A 23,306-nucleotide genomic window follows, 5' to 3' on the forward strand; every position below is an offset into this window, starting at 1 on the left:
CAATTGATTTCAAGTCAATCACCATAGACCACTCGGACAGCTCTCCGTGACAGAAGTATTATACCCGAAATTTTTCTGCTGGCAAGTATTTTTTTGTTCTTTGTCAGCTTCCGTCAGCAGCAGATTTATATATCGAGGTTGCTGACCTCTTTCGCGTGTTCTTCTATGAATTTTCTTCTCGGTTCCACCTGGTCGCCCATGAGTATGCTGAACAGTTCGTCAGCCGCAACGGCGTCGGATATTTCAACGCGGCTGATGAGGCGGTTTTCGGGGTTCATTGTCGTGTCCCAAAGCTGTTCCGCGTTCATTTCGCCGAGACCTTTGTAGCGCTGTACGTCAGCTTTTCTGCCTTCAAATTTTGCGCAGGCTTCTTTCATTTCTTTTTCCGTGTAGCAGTAGACGATTTCCTTGCCGCAGGCTACCCTGAAGAGGGGCGGCTGTGCGCAGTAGAGATAGCCGTCTTCGATAATTTTCGGCATGTAGCGGAAGAAGAGCGTCAGAAGCAGCGTGCGTATGTGAGCTCCGTCAACGTCGGCATCAGCCATGATGAATATTTTGTGGTAGCGGAGCCTTTCTTCGTTGTAATCGTCGCCTACGCCGCAGCCGAGAGCAAGCACGATGTTTTTGATCGTGTCGCTGCCGAGTATTTTGTCCAGACGCGCTTTTTCAACGTTGAGGATTTTGCCGCGCAGCGGAAGTATCGCCTGAAATTCGCGGTTTCTTCCCTGTTTTGCGGAGCCGCCTGCGGAGTCTCCTTCAACGATGTAAAGCTCGCAGTCTGCGGGATTTCTGTTGGAGCAGTCGGCAAGCTTGCCTGGAAGCGTAAGACTTGTCATTGCCGTTTTGCGGCGGACAAGTTCTTTGGCTTTTTTCGCTGCTTCGCGCGCCTGTCTTGCGCGCAGCGCGCTTTCTATAATCGGTCTGACAATTTCAGGACTGTTTTCAAGAGCTTCCTTTATGCCTTCGGAAACTATAGAATCAACTATGCCTTTGACTTCGCCGTTGCCGAGTTTGGTTTTTGTCTGTCCTTCAAACTGCGGCTCCATTACCTTGACGGATATAACCGCCGTAAGTCCTTCCTTAAGGTCGTCTCCCGTGAGGTTCTGGTCTTTGTCTTTGAGCAGCTTCTGTCTGCGCGCTTCGTCGTTCACGGCGCGGGTTACGGCGCTTCTGAAGCCGGCGATGTGAGTGCCGCCTTCGATTGTGTTTATAAGGTTGACGTAGCCGTGCAGTCTTTCCTGATAGCTGTCGTTGTACTGAATTGCAACATCAACGGCTGTTCCGTCTTTTTCGCCGCTTATGACTATCGGTTCACTGAACAGAGTTCCCTTGCCTTTGTTAAGATATTTCACAAACGACGTGATGCCGCCCGGGTAGTGATATTCCTGGACGTCGGGCTTGTCTTCGGGGCGCAGGTCTTCAAATATAATCGTGACATGCGAGTTGAGGAATGCAAGCTCGCGGAGCCTGTTTTTCAAGGTGCCTGCGTCAAAATGCACGGTTGTGAAAATTTCGGCGTCAGGGAAGAACTGCACGCGGGTTCCGCGAAGCGTTGTTTCGCCTGTTATTTCAAGTCCCGTGACAGGCTTGCCGCGTTCGTAGCGCTGGCGGTGTTCTTTTCCGTCGCGCCAGATTGTGAGTTCAAGCCATTCGGAAAGCGCGTTGACGACGGAAACACCGACACCGTGCAAACCGCCTGAAACCTGATACGCCGATTTGTCAAATTTGCCTCCGGCATGGAGAACCGTGAGAACGACTTCAGGCGTCGGTCTGCCTGTGGGGTGCATTTCCGTGGGTATGCCTCGTCCGTTGTCAACAACGGTTACGGAACCGTCTTTGTTGATGGTTACCTTTATAGTGTCGCAGAAGCCGGCGAGAGATTCGTCTATTGAGTTGTCAACAACCTCATAGACAAGATGGTGAAGCCCGCGTTCGCTCTGGTCGCCTATATACATTCCGGGGCGTTTGCGGACGGCTTCAAGTCCTTCGAGAACCTGAATATCCTTTGCCGTGTAGTCGGCTGCTTTGTCGTCCTCTCCGACTCTGCCCGGCAGATCCATATTTTCCGTAAGCTTGGTTGTGAAATCGTCAGCCATAAACTTTCCTCCGTTGCCTTTTATACGAACAAATACACACCTTGTCCGCTTCACGGGCAAAGCTGCAATTCTGTCATTCGGTGCAATTATTATACATCAGATGCAAATTTATGGCAAAAATATTATAATAGACGCGCAAAGGAACGGTGTCTGTATGCGGAGACTGATCGTATTAACCAATTCGCCGGGGGAGGTCGCAGGCTGGGTGAAGCCTGTGCTGGAGGCGCTTGCGCTCAGACGGCTGCCGCTTGAAATTATTCTTGCGGTGCTGCCGTGTCCCTACGCGAGCGGGGCGGAGGCTGCCTACGGGGCAACCCTGTCCGGTGTTTCCGCCGCCGTCAAATACAAAGAACTCAGCAAAAATCCGCCGGAGAACGGGAAAAATCTTATTCTTCAGTTGGGCGGGGATCCTATGTTCGGCAGACTGCTTTCGCGCAAGATGAAATGCGGCTGGATGATTTACACAAAGCGCCCGAAATTTGCCGGTTACGTTACAAAATACCTTTTGCCGGACGAAGAGACGGTAGAGCGTTTCCGAAATTCCAAGGTTAAAAACTGGGCTTTCAAATACGTTGGCAATCTCGTGTTGGACAGTATTCCTGTTTTCCGCGACAAGCAGCAGGCAAGGGAACTGATGGGACTGGGAATTGACGACCATGCCGCGGCGTTTCTTCCCGGAAGCCGTCCTTTTGAATACAGAATGGGTGCGGCATATTTTGCGCGGGCAGCACAGGAGCTTGTCAGCCGCTACGAAAATCTTGGCGCGTATCTCGTGCTTGCCCCTACGGTTGACGAAGCAGTGCTTCAGGCAGGGCTCAGAGAAAACGGTGTTGCGTGGGAAGGCGAAAAAAAAGTTGAGGAAATTCCCTGCGGCGGCGGAAAAAATATAAAAGTCGTGCGCAGCAGCGGTTTCGCGGCGATAAAGGCTTCCGACCTTGCAATAGCTTTCCCGGGAACGAACAATCTGCAGACTGCGGCTTTGGGTACGCCGCTGCTTATGGTTGCTCCCCTGAACTGCGCGGAGGAGATACCTCTTGACGGAATAGCGGGGCTTATTCCGTTTAAATGGCCTGGTTTCCGCACGCTCAAGAAAAAGCTTGTGCTGTATGCAAACAAACGCGCCGAATTTGTTTCGCTGACCAACAGGACAGCGGGAGAGAGGATAGTTCCCGAACACAGGCGAATGATGACGCCGTACACGGTTGCAAACCTTGCGGACGAACTGCTGTCTTCGCCGGAAAAGCTTCGGGAAATATCCGAAGGCTACGGCAGAATGCAGTTTGATTACGGGGCGGCAAGGCGAATTGCGAACGAAGTTGAGGTTTATTTCTCAACGCGCAGCCGCAGGTCAATGAATTTGTACAGACCCGAAGAATAAGCAATAAGCAGTAAGCGATAAGCAGTAAGAGCTAAATGCGAAATGCAAAGTGAAGAATAGGCAATAAGCCAAGAGTCTTAAAGGTTAAAAGCTCATAGCCTGTAGAATATAGCGCAAGCGAAGCGAGCAGCCGTGAAAACAATGAACTTTGAAAAAAATCTTCTTTGACTTTGAAAATCTTTCATTTAACTCTTGCCTTTTTGCTAAATTGCCGCTATAATGTTTGTTAAATTTTTCACAATGTATAAAACAACTGAGGCTGTACGGCGGTTTGCTGTGCGTCGTCAGGTGTTTGTACGGTCGCAGGCGCTTCGGCGCGGTTAGTATCAGTTTGTGATTGTGCAAGCAATGAAATTTACAGGGGGGAGTTCACAATGGCAAGAAAAGTAGTACTGGCAGGAGCTTGCCGCACGGCAATCGGAACTATGGGAGGAGCGCTTTCCTCAACACCGGCGGTTCAGCTCGGAACAATCGTGGTCAAGGAGGCTCTTAAGAGAGCAAACGTACCTGCAGAGGCAGTCGAGCATGTTTACATGGGCTGTGTTATTCAGGCAGCTCTCGGACAGAACGTTGCGCGTCAGATATCGGTCAACGCGGGTATCCCCGTAGAGGCTTCGGCTGTAACCGTCAACGTCGTGTGCGGCTCAGGGCTTGAGAGTATCAATATGGCAGCACGCATGGTTCGCGACGGCGATGCGGACGTGGTTGTCGCCGGCGGTGCCGAGAATATGTCAATGGCGCCGTATGCCCTTGAAAAAGGCCGCTACGGATACCGCATGGGACATGCCACAATGTACGATACGATGATTAAAGATGCCCTTACGGACGCTTTTGAAAACATTCACATGGGTCTCACCGCGGAAAACATCTGCGAGCAGTGGGGACTTACGAGAGAAGAGCTTGACGAATTTTCGCTTGTCAGCCAGCAGAAATGCGAAGCGGCAATCAAAGCGGGATTTTTCAAGGAAGAGATTGTTCCCGTTGAAATCAAGAAGAAAAAAGAGACGATTTTGTTTGACACGGACGAAGGCCCGCGTGCAGGCATGACAATGGAAGCCCTTGCAAAACTCAAACCGGCGTTCAAAAAAGACGGCGGAATCGTTACGGCGGGCAACTCGTCAGGCATTAACGACGGGGCAGCGGCAGTCGTTGTCATGACTGAGGAAAAAGCCAAAGAACTTGGCGCGGTAATTCAGGCAGAATGGATCAACGGCGCTCTTGCAGGCTGCGAGCCCCGCATTATGGGTATAGGCCCCGTGAACGCAACGAAGAAGCTCATGGCAAAAACAGGTCTTAAAATAGACGATTTCGATATGATAGAAGCCAACGAAGCTTTTGCCGCGCAGTCAGTTGCAGTCGGCAAGGAACTCGGCTTTGACAAAGCGAAGCTGAACGTCAGCGGCGGCGCTATCGCGCTCGGACACCCTGTCGGTGCTTCAGGCGCACGTATCCTTGTAACGCTTATTCACGGCATGAAACGCACGGGCGCCAAAACTGGTCTTGCCACGCTCTGCATAGGCGGCGGACAGGGCTGCGCGATGGCGGTCAAAGCATACGAAGGATAGACTGAACAGAAATTCGCGGCAGTACAGAATTATCAAGAGGTAGACAAATGCAGTTTATAAAATACGAAGTACAGGACGCAATTGGAATTATAACAATCAACCGTCCGGAGGCGCTGAACGCGCTGAACTCGGAAGTTCTAACGGAGCTTGACGCGACTATCAACGCAATTGATTTGAAGGAAGTTCGCGTCGTTATCCTTACCGGAGCAGGCGAAAAATCGTTTGTTGCCGGTGCGGACATTGCTGAAATGTGCCACCTTACGAGAGAAGAAGGCAAACATTTCGGACACAAGGGGCTCAGAGTTTTCCGCAAGCTTGAACTGTTCCCCGTCCCGGTCATAGCCGCGGTCAACGGCTATGCTCTCGGCGGAGGCTGCGAGCTTGCAATGAGCTGCGACATTCGTATCTGCTCGGAAAACGCCGTGTTCGGACAGCCTGAAGTTACCCTCGGCATCACCCCGGGTTTCGGAGGCACACAGAGACTTGCGCGAACAATCGGGATAGGCAAGGCAAAAGAAATGATTTACACGGCAAAGCCGATAAAAGCCGACGAAGCATACAGGCTCGGTTTGGTCAACGCCGTATATCCCCTTGACCAGCTTATGCCGGAAGCGCTTAAGCTTGCCGGAAAAATCGCAGCCAATGCTCCGATAGCGGTGCGTGCGTGCAAGGAAGCGATAAACTACGGTCTGCAGGTTGACATTGACTCCAGTCTCCGTATTGAAGGAAACATTTTCGGCAGCTGCTTTGAAACCGAAGACCAGCGTCTTGGAATGGAATCCTTCCTTGCCAAGAAAAAGGTGGAAAAATTCAACAACAAATAATTTAACGGCTGTCAGGTTTTTTCCTGACAGCCTCGCTGCTTTATCGGTCAGAAATATACACGGACAAAAAACAATAGGAGGAACAAAGATGAAAATAGGAATTATCGGCGCAGGAACAATGGGCTCAGGCATTGCACAGGCATTTGCACAGACGGAAGGCTATGAAGTATGCCTCTGTGACATAAATGACGAATTTGCCGCAAAGGGCAAAGCAAAAATTGAAAAAGGTCTTGCAAAACAGGTTGCAAAAGGCAGAATAGAGCAGGCTGCGGCGGACGCCGTTCTTGCGAAAATCGCGACCGGAACAAAAGAAATCTGCGGGGACTGCGATCTTGTAATCGAAGCCGCCGTTGAAAATATGGAAATAAAAAAAGAAACCTTCAAAGAACTTCAGGCGATTTGCAAAGCTGACTGCATGTTTGCGACAAACACGTCGTCGCTTTCAATCACCGAGCTCGGCAAGGGTCTTGACCGTCCGCTTATAGGAATGCATTTCTTTAATCCGGCGCCGGTAATGAAACTCGTTGAAGTTATCGCAGGTCTCAACACGCCGGAAGACATGGTGCAGAAAATTAAAGACATAGCAGCGGAAATAGGCAAAACACCGGTGCAGGTTGCAGAAGCGGCAGGCTTTGTCGTTAACCGCATACTTATACCGATGATTAACGAAGCAGTCGGTATTCTTGCCGACGGTGTTGCCTCGGCGGAAGACATTGACGCGGCAATGAAGCTCGGTGCCAATCACCCAATGGGGCCTCTTGCGCTCGGCGACCTTGTAGGGCTTGACGTCTGCCTTGCAATTATGGAAGTGCTTTACAGCGAATTCGGCGATTCAAAATACCGCCCGCATCCGCTTCTCCGCAAAATGGTACGCGGCGGACGCCTCGGCATGAAAACTGGACAGGGCTTCTTCAATTACGCAAAATAGCCTGTTACGGCATAATCGGAGGCAATGACGATGGATTTTAAGCTTTCCAGAGAGCATGAAATGGCGCGCACTCTGTTCCGCGATTTTGCGCAGAACGAAGTCAAGCCTTTCGCGCAGGAGGTTGACGAAACTGAAGTATTTCCGCGCGAAACCGTAACAAAGATGCAGAAGTACGGCTTTCTCGGTATTGACATCCCCAAGCAGTACGGGGGACAGGGCTGCGACAGCCTTGCATACGTAATGGCAATCGAAGAGATATCAAAGGTATGCGCAACGACAGGCGTTATACTTTCAGCTCACACCTCACTCTGCTGCGGCCCTGTACTTAAGTTCGGCAGCGAAGAGCAGAAGCAGAAATATCTTGTTCCGCTTGCAAGCGGCAAAAAGCTCGGTGCTTTTGCCCTTACGGAGCCTAACGCAGGCACTGATGCCGCCGGACAGCAGACTAAAGCGGCTCTTGACGGTGACGAATGGGTGCTTAACGGCAGCAAAATATTCATTACAAACGGAAAAGAAGCCGACATCTACATCGTGTTTGCCATGACCGACAAAGCGCTCGGCACGAAAGGCATTTCCGCGTTTATCGTTGAAAAGGGAACTCCGGGCTTTACCTTTGGCACAAAGGAAAAGAAGATGGGCATACGCGGCTCATCGACCTACGAGCTTGTATTCACTGACTGCCGTATCCCGAAAGAGAACCTTCTCGGAGCGCAGGGCAAGGGTTTTTCAATCGCCATGCAGACACTTGACGGCGGCCGCATAGGAATTGCCGCGCAGGCTCTCGGCATAGCAGCGGGTGCGCTTGACTGTGCCGTTGCCTACGTCAAGGAACGCAAGCAGTTCGGCAGGGCTCTTGCAAAATTCCAGAATACGCAGTTCAAGCTTGCGGATATGGCAACGCGCGTTGAAGCGGCAAGGCTTGTCGTCTACAAAGCTGCAATGGCAAAGGACAGCCAGAAAAAATTCTCCGTGGAAGCCGCAATGGCAAAACTTTTCGCGGCGGAAACGGCAATGGCGGTTACCACCGAAGCCGTTCAGCTTCTCGGCGGATACGGCTACATCAGGGAATACGACGTTGAAAGAATGATGCGTGATGCAAAAATCACTGAAATCTACGAAGGCACGAGCGAAGTGCAGCGCATGGTCATATCCGGCGCTCTGCTGCACTAAAGGAGGGGCTGGGAATGAAAATCGTTGTTTGCATAAAACAGGTACCGAACACTAACGAAGTCAAACTCGACCCTGTAACAGGAACTTTGATTCGCGAAGGAGTGCCGAGCATACTCAATCCTGACGACAAGGCGGGACTTGAAGCGGCTCTCCAACTCAAAGACAAATACGGCGCGGAAGTAACCGTACTTTCAATGGGTCCAATGCAGGCAGACGCAGTGCTTCGCGAAGCGCTTGCGATGGGTGCCGACAACGCATATCTCGTTTCTGGACGCGAATTTGGCGGTGCAGATACTCTTGCCACCTCAACAACCATAGCGGCAGCTGTCAAAAAACTTGATTTTGACCTTGTAATCACCGGCCGCCAGGCAATAGACGGAGATACTGCGCAGGTAGGTCCCCAGATCTCGGAACATCTCGGTATACCCAACATCTCCTATGCGGAAAGCATAGAAGTTGAAGGCAACTGCGTCATTGTCAAACGCCAGTACGAAGACAGACACCACATGGTTAAGGCAAAAATGCCGTGCCTCGTTACGGCTCTCGGCGAGATGAACACACCGCGCTACATGACTCCGGGCGGAATATTTGACGCATACCGCGAAAAAGAAGTAATCGTCTGGGGCAGGGCAGATCTCTCCGAGCTTCCTGAAGAAGCTCTCGGGCTTAAAGGCTCGCCGACACGCGTCGCAAAATCTTTCCCGAAAAGCCTCAAACCTGCGGGCGTCAAAGTCCAGCCTGACGATCCGGCGGAAGCCGCAGACTACATCGTCGAAAAACTCAAAGAGAAATTTGTAATATAACGGGGTGAGACAGATGAGTTTACAGGATTATAAAGGCATATTCGTATTTGCACAGCAGGTTGACGGACAGCTCAACAGCGTTTCTTTCGAACTGATTGGCAAAGCAAAAGAACTTGCGGCGGATCTTGACGCGGACGTGACGGCGCTGCTTCTCGGCAGCAACGTTGAAGGTCTCTGCGACGAGCTTGCGGCATACGGCGCAGACAGAGTTGTTCTTATTGACGACCCTGCGCTGAAAGACTATACGACGGAGCCGTACGCGCAGGCGGTAACGGCGGCAATCAACGCGTACAAACCTGAAATTCTCATGTTCGGCGCAACCGCAATCGGAAGAGACCTTGCACCGCGCATCTCCGCCCGCGTGAAAACTGGACTTACGGCAGACTGCACGAAGCTTGAAATAGACCCTGAAACGAAACAGTTCCGCATGACGCGTCCTGCCTTCGGCGGCAACATTATGGCAACAATCGTCTGCCCCGAACACAGACCGGCAATGTCAACTGTTCGCCCGGGCGTTATGCAGAAAAGAGAGTCTGTCGCGAATGCGAAAGCGGTCGTTGAAAAATTTGATCCGAAGCTTGAGAAAAACGACAAATTTGTTGAAATACTTGAAATAATCAAAAACGTGTCAGAAGCGAAGGATATAATGGACGCAAAAATCCTTGTCTCAGGCGGACGCGGTGTTGGAAGCAAGGAAAACTTCAAACTGCTTGAGGAGCTTGCAGACGTGCTTGGCGGAACCGTTGCCTGTTCGCGTGCGGCAGTTGACGCGGGCTGGACGGAAAAAGACATGCAGGTCGGTCAGACGGGAAAAACAGTACGCCCTCACGTCTACTTTGCAATAGGCATATCCGGCGCCATACAGCACCTTGCTGGTATGGAAGAATCCGACATTATAATTGCAATCAACAAAGACGAAACGGCGCCGATATTTGACGTTGCCGATTACGGAATAGTCGGGGACCTTAGCAAAATAGTGCCTGCGCTTACTGAAAAGCTTAAAGCGCTCAAAGCATAAACGAAAACATAAAACAGGCTGAATTGTTATTCAGCTTGTAATTTACAGCCGGCAGAGGTAAATTCTCTGCCGGCATTGTTTTTAGTTTTTGTCTGCGGAAATAAAAAACAGAGCCCCAGTTAAGAGGCTCTGTCAGTTTTAGCAGTTTTCGGGATTTTCGAACGTCCCGAATTTTACGACTTTTCCTGCTTTCATAAGAGGCTTGCCCTTTGCAATCACGTACTGCAGCGAGTAGTTGTCCTGTGAAAGAACAAGGATATCCGCGTCGGTATTTTTTTCGATTTTCCCTTTGCGGAACAGCTTGAGACGTTTGGCAGGGTTTGCCGTAACGAGCGAGAGCGCCTGTGTCAGATCTGCTTTTGTCTGCGTGATGATGTCACGCAGCGAGGAGATGAGCAGCGACGGGTCGCCTACGCCCATTCTTACAAAATCTCCCGCTTCGTTGAACACGGGCATACTGCCGTTTCCGTCCGTGCTGAGCGAGTACTGCGCAAGCAGTTTGTCTCCGCCTGCGGCGAGTATTCTGTCAACGGATTCCGTAACAGGAACAGCTTCGCTTCCCATTCCTGTGGTCATGTCGGCTATGCCGCCTTCCGCACAGTATTTAAGCGATGACGCGAACAGCTCTTCACAGCGGTTAATATGTGTAGGTATAACCTGCGTTCTCGGTACGTCGGTTCCTTCAACGGCTTCGCAGATAAATTTCAGCCCGTCTTTTTCCGAACCCATGTGAATTTCCACCACACCTGCCTTTCCGGCGATTATTCCGGCTACGCGTGTGTTGGAGATTATTCTTCTGAGTTCTTCAACCGACGGGTGCGAGGAACGGTGGTCTGCAAGAGCGATTTTTGTACCGATAATTTTGTCTATCAGGACAATGTCTGTCTGCATATTGTCGGTAATAGTTACGCTGGGCAGAGAGTAGGCGCCTGTGAAAATGAAGGTGGTGATGCCTTCGCTGTCGAGCGAACGGCTCTTTGCAAGCAGCTCCCTGAGCGAGCGGCAGATGCCGTCAGTTCCTAGAGGCGCTACCGCCGTCGTTATTCCCGCTTTTACAAAGCTGCTGAACTGTACCGGCGGCGTACGGAACTGAGGCCCGTTTTCTCCGCCTGCACCGTTGAAATGAATATGTCCGTCAACAAGCCCGGGAACTACCAGGCACGAATCTGCGTTGATAATTTCCGCTTCAGGGTCAAGCGCGCGGACATAAGCCTCGGAAATTTCATCTTCAATGGCGAGGATGTTGTTTTCCGCGGCAAGTATGTCTTTTTTGCCTATTAACTGCGGTGCGGCAACCGTACCGCCTTTTATTAACAGGAGACCCATAATATCGGATTACGCTTCTTTCTTTGTGTCAGACGGCCAGATTGCTATGCCGGTGAAGCCGTAGATCCATGCCGTGATAAAGCCGATGTAGCAGAGGAATGCCCAGGGTACGTATTCGAATACTGATACGCCGAGAACCGTTGACATGTAGATACCTGCGGCTGACCACGGGATAAGAGGAACAACGACCGTGCCTGAGTCTTCAAGCGTTCTTGAAAGAACTCTTCTTGAAACGTTCATGTCGTCGCAGAGATCTTTGTACATTGTACCCGGGACGATTTCGCTGAGGTAGGAGTTGCCTGTGCCGAGTCCGGTGAATATACCGGTAAGCGACATTGAAAGAACGAGTTTGCCCTTGCTGCCTTTGATGAATTTTTCTTTGAGCGCTTCGCTGATGCAGCGGAACGTGCCTGTGTATTCAAGCTGTCCGGCGAAGAGATACGCAAAGAAGACGACTGCGATTGAACCTGCCATGAAGGAAAGTCCGCCGCGGCAGAGAAGTTTGTCTATGCTTTCCACGCCTGTCGCAATGCTCGGACCTTTTGCCATAATTTTCATGACGTCTGACAGTGAATTGCCCTGCCACATTGCAAACGGAACTGCTGAAAGCAGTGCTGCCCAAAGCGTCGGAAGCGTCGGTTTGCCCCTGTAGGCAAGGACGAGAAGAAGAAGCGGCGGGAAAAGAACGAGCGGCGAGAATTTGAAGGTCGCGCAGAGAGCGTTGACGATTTCGTTGACCTGTCCCATCTCCATTGTTCCGCTTGCTTTTGCACCGATAAGTCCGTAAAGGATTATACTGATGATAAATGCCGGTGTTGTTGTCCAAAGCATTGAGCGGACGTGATCGATAACGTCAACTTCAGCCGTTGCGGCTGCGAGAACCGTTGTGTCTGAAATCGGGCTGAGTTTGTCGCCGAAATATGAACCGGCGATAACGGCACCGGCTGTGACTGCCGGAGAAACTCCGAGACCTACAGCGATTCCCATGAATGCTACGCCGAACGTTGCCGCCGAACCCCAGGAGGTGCCCGTAAGCGTTGACGAGATGCACGTTACGATGAACGTTGCGATAAGGAATGTTTTCGGTGTGAGGAGCTTAAGACCGATGTAGATGATGTAAGGAATTGTTCCTGACGCCATCCAGACTGCGATCATAGGTCCGACTGTGAGAAGGATCATGATTGCTCCGGAAGCGCGTGCGACCATAGGCACGATGCCTCCGTCAAACATTTCGCCCCAGCCGAAACCGTAGCCGAAACAATAGACTGCGGTTGTGAAAACGCCTATGAGCATGAGAAGAATTGCCGTGTCAAAATTGAAGACGAGTTTGCCGAGGATAATTATGGCAAGTATCGCAACGAAAATTGCCACGGACGAAGCAAGTGTTACTTCACGATGTTTCTTTGCTTCTGACATGATGCTGCCCCCTTAATTAGAATAGATGATACATTGAGGATATTATAATGCATAACAGGGCAAAAATATCAATAATTCTCAAAATCAATGCAATTTTCTGAATTTTTGGGCTATACGTCTGATATCCGTGATACAAACAAACTGCGGCTGACGAAGAAAATAAAAATCGGTTCTGCTGCGGGCAGAACCGATTGCAAAGAGCGGTGTGACGATATTAAAGCTTATTCTTCTGTCGTTTCAACCGCGGCTTCAGCTTCTTTGATTATTTCGTCAAGTTCTTCCTGTGAAATCTCTTCAGCATCGCAGCAGCCGCATTCGCATTCGTCTTCAAGACCGTTGACAAGTCTGTAGATTACAGCGGCTATAACGGCTCCGCAAAGCGGTGCGGCGATAAAGAGCCAAACCTGTTTCAGGGCTTCGCCGCCGAGAAGAAGAGCGGGTCCGAAGCTGCGTGCGGGGTTGACTGAAGTGCCGGTGAAAGGGATTCCGACGATGTGCACAAAGGCAAGCGTCAGACCGATAACGATACCGGCAACAGTGTCATATTCTGTATAATCGGTAACGCCGAGCACCGTGTAGACGAAAACAGCGGTGAGAAGCGTTTCAATCACAAATGCGCCGAGAACGGTAATCTGTGTTGCGGAAAGCATGCCGTAGCCATTTGCGCCGAGTCCGATACGGTGGAAATCCGCGCCCTGCATCTGAAGTACGCCAAGGTTTGAGAGGATAAAAGCGAGCAGTCCGGCGGCAAGAATGCCTCCGAGGAACTGGGCGATCCAGTAGCCGATGAGCTGTTTCAGTTCAATTCTTTTGGTGAGGAAGCAGCCGAGCGTTACCGCAGGGTTGATGTGGCAGCCGGAAACGTCGCCGATGACGTATGCCATGGCTACGATTGAAAGTCCGAACGCCAAAGCTACGCCGAGCATTCCGAGTCCGAGCCCGTTGCTGATTACAGCTGCCGAGCAGCCGAAGAAAGTGAGGACGAAAGTTCCGAACAGTTCTGCCGCAAATTTTCTTGCGCAGGTTTTGCAAAATTTCATGTTGTACGTCTCCTTTGTCTGATGTAATTTCGCCAACGGGGAATATAATACCGCAATTTTCATATTTTGCAATTGCATAAAATACCTATTTTGGCGGAGTTATGAGCCAAAAAAAGACGGGGTCCGAACGGACCCCGTCTTTGCTGCCTGGTTGATTAATCTACGTTTTTGTCGCTGTTGATCGCCTGCATTCCTTCTTTAACAAGGAAGAACGCGAGGACGATAAGGACTGCCGAGAGCACTACGAGAACGTAGTTCGGCGCCGGTTTTACGCAGCATTCTTCGTAAATGTTAATGACAAGAGCGAATACCGAGGTCGCAAGCATGAACCAGAACGGTATCGTGAGGAAGCGGCCGCGTTTTTTGAGTCCGCGGATAACCCATGCCGCAATTGAGAGAAGCGCGATTGCAGCAACGAGCTGGTTGGAGGCGCCGAATACCGGCCAGATAACCTGCCATACCGCAACTTCCATGCCTGCTGCGTTTGTTGCTTTCATGAAAACGAGAACGAGTGCAAATACGATAGGAATAAACGTCGCGAACCATTTGTTCATCTTACCGTCGCTGAGCTCCTGAATCTGGTAGCGGCAAAGTCTTGTTGCCGTGTCAAGTGACGTAAGAAGGAATGTGTTGATTGCGATGTAGCCGAGACGTGTGCCTTTTGCAGGGTCAATTCCGACGATTCCGGCAAATTTACCGAAGCCGGTTGCGAATGCTCCCATTCCTTTGAATTCGGCACCGGCAGCCATAAGGCAGCCTGTAGCGATAACTGCGACCATGCCTTCGAGAAGCATTGCGCCGTAACCGATGGGAACCGCGTCTTTTTCATGTGCGATCTGTTTGCCCGTCGTGCCTGATGAAACGAGTGAGTGGAAGCCTGAAATTGCGCCGCAGGCAACCATCGTGAAGAGGCACGGCCAAAGTGCTTTGCTTGAAACGCCGAGATATTTGACTTCAGCTGCAAAGGCGGGAACTGTACCGGTGTTGAGGCTTGATCCGAAGATCATACCGATTGCGCCGATGATAACCGCAAAATAGAGGAAGAAGCTTGAGAGGTAGTCGCGCGGCTGGAGAAGAATCCAGACCGGAAGTGTTGATGCAAAGAGAATGTAGAGAGCAAGCGCCCAGTTCCAGAATTTGATGTCACGCGCAAAAACCGCATTGACAAAAGCCCAGTCTCCGCAGTTCCACGCGCAGAAAGCAACGATCGCAAGAGCTACGAGCGTTACTGCCTTAAAGTTGAGCTTGAACTGATAGATGCAGAGTCCGGAAATAACTGCAAGTACGATGTAAAGAATACTTACAAACGCAACGCCCGGGTCGGCAACAAACGTGCCTGCCGTCATTGCCTGGAAAACTGCGACGACGAGGATAAGCGTAAGAATCGTGAACCAGAGGAAGAGCGTTTTGCCCGTTCTGCCGATCCATTTTTCAACAACCGTACCGACTGAGTTTCCGTCGTGGCGGATTGAGGCTACGAGTGCGCCCATGTCATGCGGTCCGCCGAAGAAGACTGAACCGACCATGCACCAGACAAGCGTCGGGAACCAGCCGAAGACGCTTGATGCAAGGATTGGTCCGGTGATCGGGCCGGCGCCTGCAATTGATGAGAAGTGGTGTCCCATAAGGACAGCCGGGTGCGTCGGAACATAGTCTATGTTGTCGTTAAGACGAACTGCCGGTGTGTCTTTGCTGTTGTCAAGTTCATAGACACCAGCCATGAAATCACCGTAGAACTTGTATCCGACGAGGAGTACTGCCGCGCAGATTACAAATATTACTGCGAACATTGTGTGATACACCTCCAAAAGGATTTTGTATGTTTATCCGGGCTGTTTGAATAGCCCGGGAACATCCGCTGTTTATACTTAAGAAAAATTTTCTTCTCTTGCTTTGCTGCCGTCAGCCGCGTTGACGATGTATGCAAGGTCGTTAATTTCTTCTGCTGCTTCGGTGCCGGGAGTGTAGGTATAGAACTCCGCCCCGCCCCTGAGTCCGAACCAGAAAGTACGCCGGCGCGATATATTTCTGCCCTCGTCCTGAACAAACAGCCACCGCTGGGTCATCAGCTCATGTTCAGGCTTTGCCGCGTGTTCGAGACGGTTTACGTCATCAGGCTCGTACTTCAAAACGACGTAATCGTCAGCGAGATAACGTGCGACTTCTCCGAGCAGACCGTCCTTGACTATCGTTACCCTGCGGTAAAAGCCGCTTGCGGAAGCGTTTTCCCACGGTATAAAATCCAAATCCGACCAAATTCTTTCAGCCTCTGCAAGCCGTGAGAAATCCACCTTCGCAACGCCTCCGCCGGCATCTCCCACGCGCTTGTGAGAAAATGCACAATAGTAAGATATTTTATATCAGAAATCTGAAATTTTACAATATTTTTTTATAAATATTGTAAAAATTTTCGTATTTTTAGTTAGTACGGAGATATAAAAAGCGGCAGAGCGTCTGCTCTGCCGCTTGAAGCCGCTTTTGTGTTAGGCTTTTTTGCCGTTAAGTTCCCTGCCTGCGAAGATACCGAGGAAGAGAGCCGCGATGACAAGACCCGCCGGATAAGCGACGGATGTTGACATGTGGAGGCATTCAGGAGCCTGGAAGAAATAGGTTGCTGAAACAGCGCTCATGAAGGTTGCCGGAATTGCTGCCATGAAGCAGGCTGTCGGCGGGAATCCTTCACGATGGAGATATACCGCGCCTGCCCAGAGAACCATCATAGCGAGGGTCTGGTTTGACCATGAGAAATATCTCCAGAGCATGTTGAAATCGCCCCAGTGGCAGAGAGCAGCGCCGATGGCAAGAAGAGGTACGGAGAGGTAAAGTCTCTTCATAAGATCAGCCTGGTTGATTTTGAACCAGTCGGCAATCGTAAGTCTTGCTGAACGGAACGCTGTGTCGCCTGAGGTAATCGGGCATGCGATAACGCCGAGCATGGCGAGAACACCGCCGAATGAGCCCATCATTTTGCTGCAGATTTCGTACACGACACCGCCGGGTCCGCCTGCTTTAAGAGCGCCTGCAAGAACAGGAAGTTCTTTGTAGAAGCTGGCTCCTGCCGCTGCCCAAATAAGCGCGATGATACCTTCGGCAACCATTGCGCCGTAGAATATCGTTCTGCCCTGTTTTTCGTTGGAAATGCAGCGGGCAATAATTGGTGACTGTGTTGCGTGGAAGCCTGAAATTGCGCCGCAGGCAACCGACACGAACATCATTGACCACATAGGCAGTCCGCCCGGATGCTCATAGCAGCCCCAAAGTTCAGGCATTGCAGCTCTGTAGTCGCCGTTTGTGAACATGACAAACATAAGACCGGCAGCCATTATAATGAGGCATGCGCCGAAAAGCGGATAAAGCTTTCCGATGATTTTGTCAACCGGAAGGAACGTTGCGATGAAGTAGTAAGCAATGATTACCGCGAGCCAGAATCCGGGACCGAACGCGTCAGGCGTAATTTTTGCAAGAAGTCCCGCAGGGGCTTTTGCAAAGTTGACACCGACAAGAACAAGAAGTACAACGGAAAATACACGCATAATCTGGAGCATTCCCGTACCAAGATACTTTCCGACGACTTCTGAAATTGAAGCGCCGTCGTTTCTTGAAGAAAGCATTCCTGAAAGGTAGTCATGAACTGCGCCGGCAAAAATTGTGCCGAGGACTATCCAAAGATAAACCTTAGGACCCCAGCAGACGCCTGCGAGAGCGCCGAAGATGGGTCCAAGACCTGCAATGTTGAGGAGCTGTACGAGGAAAAGTCTCCACGCGGGCATCTCAACAAAGTCAACTCCGTCCGGGTGGAGAACAGCCGGCGTTTTGCGGTCGTCTGCACCGAACACCTTTTCAATTATTCTGCTGTAGAAGAAGAATCCGCCAAGCAGAACAGCCAATGAAACGAGAAAACTGACCATTGTGTTGCCTCCCTGAAAAAAATGTGTGCTGATTGCACTGCCCGTAATTATAAACGGTATATTTTAAATAGCAATAGGAAAAAATCCAAAATTTCACAAATTTCCCGATTTTTGAAGCAGTTTTTCTTTGTCGTGCAGTGAAATTTTTGTTTCCCGCCGCTCTTAAAATTTCCGAGATTAATTTGTTTTCAGGAACAATTCTTTCGCTTCTTCGTTTGTTTCGGTATTGCCCAGCGCCCACATAAGCTTCGTGACAACGGCTTCAAGTGTCATGCAGTCCGCCGAAAGCGCTCCGAGCTTCTGCGCGAGAACGCCTGTGTCGTAGATGTCAAGATGAGTCCCGTCGTAGATACACTGGGTAATGCAGACGACTATAACGCCCGCCTTGAGCGCTCTTTCAAGCGCCGGAAGCAGACTTTTTTCCCTGTTCGGGACTCCGCCGGCTCCAAAGCCCTCTATCACGATTGCCCTGTAACCTGCCTGAACGGCAAAATCCAGCACCTTTTCACTTGCGCCTGGGACAAGCTTATAAACGAAAACCTTTTCGTCTGCCGCTGTTCTGGGATTAAACGCGGGCAGATTTTTCTCCGGCGCCGCCCATTGAAACCCGTCGCGCGTTATTAAAGCCGCACAAGGCGTGTTGACGCTTACAAAAGCCTCAAAATTCTGCGTGTAAAGCTTTTTTGCGCGGCTTCCGTCTATAACGCTGCCGCCGAAAACAAGATACACGCCCGCGCGGCTGCCGGAGGCGAGCCTGAAAGCGTTAAACAGATTGCGTTTTCCGTCAGTCATTGGGGCTTCAATCGGAAGCTGCGCACCCGTAACCGCAACAGGCTTGCGGATTCCCTCAAGCATCCAGCAGAGGGCGGAAGCCGTGTATGCCATAGTGTCTGTGCCGTGGGAAATTACGAAACCGTCATAGTTTTCGTACTCTTCAACTACTGTGTCCGCGATTTCAGTCCAGTGGCGCGGCTGTATATTGCTGCTGTCGAGACTGAGCAGTTCGCGGTATTCAATATTGCACATTCCTTCAAGCTCCGGAATAAGCCGTATCATGGAGGCACCGCCAACAGCCGGTACAAGCCCGTTTTCACTCTGTTCCGAAGCTATCGTGCCGCCTGTTGAAATCATAAGTATTCTTTTCACGGTACAATCCCACCTGATTTACGTAAATTATGTCTGCGCTGACAGACAGGTGCCGCCGTCTCAAAAAGTTTCATGCCGCGGCGGAATGCGGTTACATTATAGCAACAAATTCATTTATTACTATTACGCAGAAAACCGAATAAAAAAGAACCCCCGAAAGGAGGTTCTTTCAGCATACATTAGACTTATTCAAGCCCGATAATAACCGCAATCTGCAGCATAATCATCTGAAGAACGTAGAGTATTCCGCAGAGAGGAATAAACCATTTGAGCCATTTTTCGTAGGGAATACCTGCGATACCGCAGATAATGACGCAGCCGCCCGTCGGCCAGAGAAGGTTGCTGAGACCGTCGCCGAACTGGAACGCAATGCACGCCACCTGGCGTGAAAGACCGAGGTTGTCGGCAAGCGGCGCCATAATCGGCATTGTAACTGCCGCCTGTCCAGAACCGGAGGAGACGGGGAAGTTGATAAGCGTCTGAACGAAGAGCATCAGCTGTGCGGACACCCAGTGAGGCGCGCCTCTGAGCAGGTTTGTGAGCGCATAGATTATTGTGTCGATAATTTTTGCGTCCTGCATAACGACCATAATGCCTTTTGCCAGACCGGTAAGCATTGCTCCCCAGAGTATCGTCTTGGCGCTGGCGGTGAACACGTCGCAGTATTTGTTCGGGCTCCAGCCCATAATTGCCGCGGCAACGATTGACATAATAGTGAACAGCCCGCAGAGTTCCGGATAATCCCAGCCCTTTTCCATAAGCCCGTACATAAGAATGAAGAGCGTTACGACGAGGTCGATAAGGACAAGCGCCGTTCTGCCGTCGAATTTGTATTCGTCAAGCGCGTCGCTTGTGAACGCGTGAGGCGATTCAAGACCGTAGACAGGAGAAATTGTCGGATCCTTACGGTATTTGATGCCGTACCAGATGAGATACGCCGCAGAGGCCGCCATGAAAACTACGAAGCAGACAATGCGGAACGGCGTTGCCGAATAGAGAGGCAGACCGGAAATCGACTGAGCGATTGCAACCGTGTACGGGTTGAGCGTTGCTGCCATAAATCCAATGTATTCGCCGAGCGCGAGTATGGCGAAACCGAACATCGCGTCGTAGCCGAGCGCAATCCCGAGACCGACGATGAGCGGATAGAAGCCGTAGAATTCGGAAAGCATACCGAACGCTGAACCGCCTATTCCGAAAAGAACCATAAGAATAGGAACTATCCAGAGTGATTTGCTGCCGAATTTTTTGAGGACAGAGCCGATGCCTGCGTGGAAAGCGCCGGTCTTGACCATTACTCCGAAGGTGCCGGAGCAGAAAACCATAACGAAGAAAATTCCGGCTGCGTCAACGCACCCGCGGTACAGCGCGCCGAACGTCGCGAGAAATCCGGTTGTCTTAACGCCTTCCGCCGTTTTCGCGATAAACTTGAAAGTGCCGTCAATAGCCACGCTGCGCATTTTGCCGTTGACGTCAATCTTCTGATACTCGTAGCTGCCCGACGGAACGATCCAGCTGAGCAGAGCGGTTACAGCGATCATAACCGCTATAATGATCCAGGTGTTAGGAAATTCAAATTTCCTTTTTGCCTGTTCTGCCATTTGTTACTCCCCCTTAAAATTAATTGCAAGCTTTAAGCAGTAAGCCTTAAGCGCAAGCGCTGATAAAAACGGCCGGTGCTTCTGCATCGGCCGTTGATTTCAAATTCTGCGCACAGCGCAAAATCAATTAATCCATAGCTCTCCGCAAAAGCGGCAGTCACACGGATCTTATCCGTATGCCCGGGCGGATTTCGCAAATTTCCGCCTTCGGCAGCGGCCCCTTCCCGGACGGCAACGGTTTTGCGGCACCTTTTGCACCGTTCGTACTCTTGACAGCTGCTCCTCTATCCTTTAATCGCAATATTTAACTGGTCAGGTGATTATAGCACCGTTTCGGCGGCGGCGCAACAACCGCGCCAAAAAGCCGCCTTAAACGCGCCAAAAGCCGCCTTAAATGCAATCAGCAATCAGTATGACCGATATGAAACGTTTCTGCTATTCAAAATACGCCTTTGCCTTAAGCTCTCCGTCAAGGAGCATGCAGCTGCCGTTTGCGAAAAGCGTTTTCAGTTCCAGTCCGCTATCCAGAAGCTGTATGTCGGCATCGCTTCCCGCTGCAAGGCAGCCCTTCTTCGGATAAAGATTAAGCGCTTGGGCAACGTTCCTTGTTGAAGGAATAATTGCTTCTTCAAACGGCACGTATTTTGTCATGGCTTTAACCGTTTCGTGAAGCGAGCTGATTTTTCCCGCGTCTATGCCGATCATCTCTTTCCTGTCGTTCCATACCGGCATGCTTCCGTTGCTGTCCGTGCTGAGAGAAAGCTTACCTTCCGGTGCTTCCCTGAGCGCCTGCGCGGTCTGTTTTGCCCTGCCTTCAATGTCGTTCGGATCGCAGGTGAAATCTATAAAGCCGCCGCGCTGCGCCCAGCGCATTGCGTCCTCATATTTCGGCGCAAGATGAGTCGGGCGGAAAGTCGTTACCGGAATATCCGTTTCGTCAACTATCTCAAACAGCATATCGAGCTTTGATTTGCCGCTGCCGGTATGCAGATGAACTATTCCGGGCTTTCCTGCCAAAAGTCCCGCCACGCGGGCGTCGGAAGCCAGCTTTATAAGCGATTCCTTTGTCATGTTCGCGCTTCTGTGGTCGCAGATTGCTATTTTTACGCCGATTATAACGTCCACAAACACTATATCGTCAAGCACGGAGCCTGTAAGCGTCGGGCTGGGATAATTGTAATTCCCTGTGAGGCAGAACGCGGTAAGCCCGTATTCGTTAAGCGCCTTTGTTTTTGCGACGAGATTTCTCACGCTGCGGGTCGTGCCGTCCGTTCCCAGAACGCCCACAATACTTGTGACGCCTGCATACACGGGGTCGCTGAACTTAAGCGGCGGAACCTGCGTGATGAAGCTTCCTTCGCCGCCCCCGCCCGTGACGTGAACGTGCTGGTCGATATACCCGGGTATCGCAAAATTACCGCCTCCGTCAAAAGTTTCAAGTCCCGGATACGCCAAAGTTATTGAATCTTCGACAGCTTCAATTCTTTTGCCGGCAATCAGAACGTCGCTTTTTTTCCACTGTCCGTCACGGTGAATTTGAACATTTTTTATGAGCTTCAAAAGCATTTTACCATCTCCAGTCTTCTGCCGCGCCCCTGCATCGGCAAAATTTTAATGCCGTTCCTAAAAAACGGTATTGCTATTATAATACTTTGCGGAAATTTTTAACAATCAAACGTTTTGAACGGAGGAGAAAAATGCAGACAGTCAGAATCGCAACCTTTAACGTCAACTCGGTGCGCAGCCGTATGCCGGTGCTTCAGAAATGGCTGGCGGAAGAAACGGCGCCGGATATAGTGTGCTTTCAGGAAACGAAATGCAGGGACGAAGAATTTCCCGCCGCGGAATTTGAAGCGCTCGGCTACGTATGCAATTTCAGGGGAATGAAATCCTACAACGGGGTTGCCGTTATTTCGCGGACTCAGCCGGACGAAATCAGTTTCGGGCTTGGGGACGAGCCGGAAGAAGGCAGGGAAGAATCCGAAAACGCAAGGGTAGTGTGCGCGCGCTTCGGCGATTTTAACCTCGTGAACAGCTACGTGCCGCAGGGCAAAGAAATAACGCACCCTGACTATCCCTACAAACTCCGTTTCTTCAAACGCATAAAAAAAATGTTTGAAGCAAACTACACGCCGCAGGACAAACTGCTTTGGGTCGGCGACCTGAACGTGGCAAGAACAGCCGCCGATATTGCCAACCCGAAAGGAAAGGAACAGCACGTATGCTTTGCGCAGTCAGTGCGCGACGCTCTTTCTGACGTAATGGACTGGGGACTGACAGACGTCTTCAGACTGCACCGCCCGGGCGAAGGCGAATTTACCTTTTGGGATTACAGGGTTAAAAACTCGCTTGAACGCAACATAGGGTGGAGAATAGACCATCTGCTTGCCACAAAAAGCGTTGCGGAAAGCAGTACGCAGGTCATTGTAGAGCGCAGGCTCCGCGCGGAAGAAAAACCGTCCGACCACACAGCTGTTGTTGCCGAATTTAAGTTTTAATTGTACACAATTAAACGGCGCGGAAACCAAGAAGCAATTACGATAAAAACCAATTACCCAAAGAAGCAATTACGATAAGAACCAATTACAAAAAGAGACAATTACCCAAAAAGGCAATTACAATTACAAGACCTCCTAAATCTGTTACACGTGTTCTGTACGGATACTAACAAAAAACGGCTTGGAAAATTTCTCCTAAGCCGTTTTTAATTTCCCCAAAATTGCTTTTGGGTACAATAAACATAGCTATAAGCTACAAGCTAAAAGCTGCAAGCAAAAAGCTATAAGCCTTAAAATCTTTAAGAGCCTTTTTTTTTATCTGTCATTCCGACGAAAGTCGGAATCCAGAGTCTTTTCGTTTTTAAGGTACTTTCAAAGACGCTGGATACCGTGTCAAGCACGGTATGACAAAGATTTTTTGCCGTACGCCTTTTGCTTTTTGCCTATAGCGTATAGCCTATAGCGTATAGCGTTTTGGCTCGCGCCAAAAACTCCGGATTACTTCCTACTGGGCTGGGCGCAGATGTTGCTTGCGCCGTCCGTTCGTTTTCTGTCCGAAGCTTGCAGGGCTCTTGCTTTCCCTGCCTCC

18 protein-coding genes are annotated in these 23,306 nt (G+C 50.6%); 8 read left to right on the plus strand and 10 right to left on the minus strand.

Translation table 11 applies throughout. The features are described 5' to 3' along the window. Nucleotides 1-125: 125 nt before the first annotated feature. A complete protein-coding gene (gene gyrB, locus KBS54_05420; protein ID MBQ0055563.1) occupies nt 126-2,060 on the minus strand; it encodes a DNA topoisomerase (ATP-hydrolyzing) subunit B in 1,935 nt (644 codons plus the stop codon). 190 nt (nt 2,061-2,250) lie between these two features. Between gyrB and KBS54_05425 the strand changes: the two genes are divergently transcribed. The 7 genes from KBS54_05425 to KBS54_05455 all read left to right on the plus strand — a co-directional run bounded on the left by KBS54_05425 (nt 2,251) and on the right by KBS54_05455 (nt 9,782). Continuing rightward, nucleotides 2,251-3,474 carry a hypothetical protein gene (locus KBS54_05425; GenBank protein ID MBQ0055564.1) on the plus strand — a complete coding sequence of 408 codons (1,224 nt, stop codon included), beginning with the start codon at nt 2,251-2,253 and terminating at the stop codon, nt 3,472-3,474. 374 nt (nt 3,475-3,848) lie between these two features. Then, nucleotides 3,849-5,039, plus strand: coding sequence for an acetyl-CoA C-acetyltransferase (locus KBS54_05430; GenBank protein MBQ0055565.1), 1,191 nt, complete (start codon nt 3,849-3,851; stop codon nt 5,037-5,039). Nucleotides 5,040-5,086: 47 nt separating this feature from the next. Further along, on the plus strand, nt 5,087-5,863 hold the full coding sequence (locus tag KBS54_05435) for an enoyl-CoA hydratase/isomerase family protein (GenBank protein ID MBQ0055566.1): 777 nt from the start codon (nt 5,087-5,089) through the stop codon (nt 5,861-5,863). Between the two features lie 88 nt (nt 5,864-5,951). After that, the gene (locus KBS54_05440) at nt 5,952-6,791 is read left to right on the plus strand and encodes a 3-hydroxybutyryl-CoA dehydrogenase (protein ID MBQ0055567.1); all 840 of its coding nucleotides are present in this window, start codon (nt 5,952-5,954) and stop codon (nt 6,789-6,791) included. 30 nt (nt 6,792-6,821) lie between these two features. Then, nucleotides 6,822-7,961: an acyl-CoA dehydrogenase gene (locus KBS54_05445; protein MBQ0055568.1), complete on the plus strand. Its 1,140-nt coding sequence runs from the start codon at nt 6,822-6,824 to the stop codon at nt 7,959-7,961. 14 nt (nt 7,962-7,975) lie between these two features. Further along, nucleotides 7,976-8,764 (plus strand): electron transfer flavoprotein subunit beta/FixA family protein, encoded by a 789-nt coding sequence (locus KBS54_05450; GenBank protein ID MBQ0055569.1) that lies wholly within the window; start codon nt 7,976-7,978, stop codon nt 8,762-8,764. A gap of 13 nt (nt 8,765-8,777) precedes the next feature. Further along, a complete protein-coding gene (locus KBS54_05455; GenBank protein ID MBQ0055570.1) occupies nt 8,778-9,782 on the plus strand; it encodes an electron transfer flavoprotein subunit alpha/FixB family protein in 1,005 nt (334 codons plus the stop codon). A gap of 138 nt (nt 9,783-9,920) precedes the next feature. On the opposite strand, the gene KBS54_05460 is transcribed toward KBS54_05455, so the two are convergent. The 9 genes from KBS54_05460 to KBS54_05500 all read right to left on the minus strand — a co-directional run bounded on the left by KBS54_05460 (nt 9,921) and on the right by KBS54_05500 (nt 21,785). Continuing rightward, nucleotides 9,921-11,111 (minus strand): beta-aspartyl-peptidase, encoded by a 1,191-nt coding sequence (locus KBS54_05460; GenBank protein ID MBQ0055571.1) that lies wholly within the window; start codon nt 11,109-11,111, stop codon nt 9,921-9,923. Between the two features lie 6 nt (nt 11,112-11,117). Then, entirely contained in the window at nt 11,118-12,524 is a 1,407-nt protein-coding gene (nhaC, locus tag KBS54_05465) for a Na+/H+ antiporter NhaC (protein MBQ0055572.1), read from the minus strand. Between the two features lie 221 nt (nt 12,525-12,745). Beyond that, nucleotides 12,746-13,564: an aquaporin gene (locus KBS54_05470; protein MBQ0055573.1), complete on the minus strand. Its 819-nt coding sequence runs from the start codon at nt 13,562-13,564 to the stop codon at nt 12,746-12,748. 155 nt (nt 13,565-13,719) lie between these two features. After that, nucleotides 13,720-15,354, minus strand: coding sequence for a carbon starvation protein A (locus KBS54_05475; protein ID MBQ0055574.1), 1,635 nt, complete (start codon nt 15,352-15,354; stop codon nt 13,720-13,722). A 78-nt stretch (nt 15,355-15,432) separates the two neighbouring features. Further along, complete coding sequence (locus tag KBS54_05480) at nt 15,433-15,855, minus strand: hypothetical protein (GenBank protein ID MBQ0055575.1); 423 nt, start codon at nt 15,853-15,855, stop codon at nt 15,433-15,435. Nucleotides 15,856-16,047: 192 nt separating this feature from the next. Beyond that, nucleotides 16,048-17,472, minus strand: a complete 1,425-nt coding sequence (locus KBS54_05485; GenBank protein ID MBQ0055576.1) for a carbon starvation protein A — start codon at nt 17,470-17,472, stop codon at nt 16,048-16,050. Nucleotides 17,473-17,649: 177 nt separating this feature from the next. Next, entirely contained in the window at nt 17,650-18,618 is a 969-nt protein-coding gene (locus KBS54_05490) for an asparaginase (protein ID MBQ0055577.1), read from the minus strand. Between the two features lie 185 nt (nt 18,619-18,803). Then, entirely contained in the window at nt 18,804-20,219 is a 1,416-nt protein-coding gene (locus KBS54_05495) for a YfcC family protein (protein MBQ0055578.1), read from the minus strand. Nucleotides 20,220-20,654: 435 nt separating this feature from the next. Continuing rightward, on the minus strand, nt 20,655-21,785 hold the full coding sequence (locus KBS54_05500) for a beta-aspartyl-peptidase (protein ID MBQ0055579.1): 1,131 nt from the start codon (nt 21,783-21,785) through the stop codon (nt 20,655-20,657). A 131-nt stretch (nt 21,786-21,916) separates the two neighbouring features. Here KBS54_05500 and xth point away from each other — a divergent pair, with 131 nt between their 5' ends. Next, a complete protein-coding gene (xth, locus tag KBS54_05505) occupies nt 21,917-22,717 on the plus strand; it encodes an exodeoxyribonuclease III (GenBank protein MBQ0055580.1) in 801 nt (266 codons plus the stop codon). The last annotated feature ends 589 nt before the right edge of the window (nt 22,718-23,306 follow it).

The organism is Candidatus Equadaptatus faecalis (genome assembly GCA_018065065.1).
GTDB lineage: Bacteria > Synergistota > Synergistia > Synergistales > Synergistaceae > Equadaptatus > Equadaptatus faecalis.

What these genes read in the sequence shown, in the direction of transcription:
- nhaC (MBQ0055572.1), bottom strand. Translation starts at nt 12,524, where the DNA reads ATGTCAGAAGCAAAGAAACATCGTGAAGTAACACTTGCTTCGTCCGTG.
- xth (MBQ0055580.1), top strand. Translation starts at nt 21,917, where the DNA reads ATGCAGACAGTCAGAATCGCAACCTTTAACGTCAACTCGGTGCGCAGC.
- KBS54_05435 (MBQ0055566.1), top strand. Translation starts at nt 5,087, where the DNA reads ATGCAGTTTATAAAATACGAAGTACAGGACGCAATTGGAATTATAACA.
- KBS54_05450 (MBQ0055569.1), top strand. Translation starts at nt 7,976, where the DNA reads ATGAAAATCGTTGTTTGCATAAAACAGGTACCGAACACTAACGAAGTC.
- gyrB (MBQ0055563.1), bottom strand. Translation starts at nt 2,060, where the DNA reads ATGGATCTGCCGGGCAGAGTCGGAGAGGACGACAAAGCAGCCGACTAC.
- KBS54_05430 (MBQ0055565.1), top strand. Translation starts at nt 3,849, where the DNA reads ATGGCAAGAAAAGTAGTACTGGCAGGAGCTTGCCGCACGGCAATCGGA.
- KBS54_05425 (MBQ0055564.1), top strand. Translation starts at nt 2,251, where the DNA reads ATGCGGAGACTGATCGTATTAACCAATTCGCCGGGGGAGGTCGCAGGC.
- KBS54_05500 (MBQ0055579.1), bottom strand. Translation starts at nt 21,785, where the DNA reads ATGCTTTTGAAGCTCATAAAAAATGTTCAAATTCACCGTGACGGACAG.
- KBS54_05455 (MBQ0055570.1), top strand. Translation starts at nt 8,778, where the DNA reads ATGAGTTTACAGGATTATAAAGGCATATTCGTATTTGCACAGCAGGTT.
- KBS54_05495 (MBQ0055578.1), bottom strand. Translation starts at nt 20,219, where the DNA reads ATGGCAGAACAGGCAAAAAGGAAATTTGAATTTCCTAACACCTGGATC.
- KBS54_05445 (MBQ0055568.1), top strand. Translation starts at nt 6,822, where the DNA reads ATGGATTTTAAGCTTTCCAGAGAGCATGAAATGGCGCGCACTCTGTTC.
- KBS54_05470 (MBQ0055573.1), bottom strand. Translation starts at nt 13,564, where the DNA reads ATGAAATTTTGCAAAACCTGCGCAAGAAAATTTGCGGCAGAACTGTTC.
- KBS54_05475 (MBQ0055574.1), bottom strand. Translation starts at nt 15,354, where the DNA reads ATGTTCGCAGTAATATTTGTAATCTGCGCGGCAGTACTCCTCGTCGGA.
- KBS54_05440 (MBQ0055567.1), top strand. Translation starts at nt 5,952, where the DNA reads ATGAAAATAGGAATTATCGGCGCAGGAACAATGGGCTCAGGCATTGCA.
- KBS54_05485 (MBQ0055576.1), bottom strand. Translation starts at nt 17,472, where the DNA reads ATGGTCAGTTTTCTCGTTTCATTGGCTGTTCTGCTTGGCGGATTCTTC.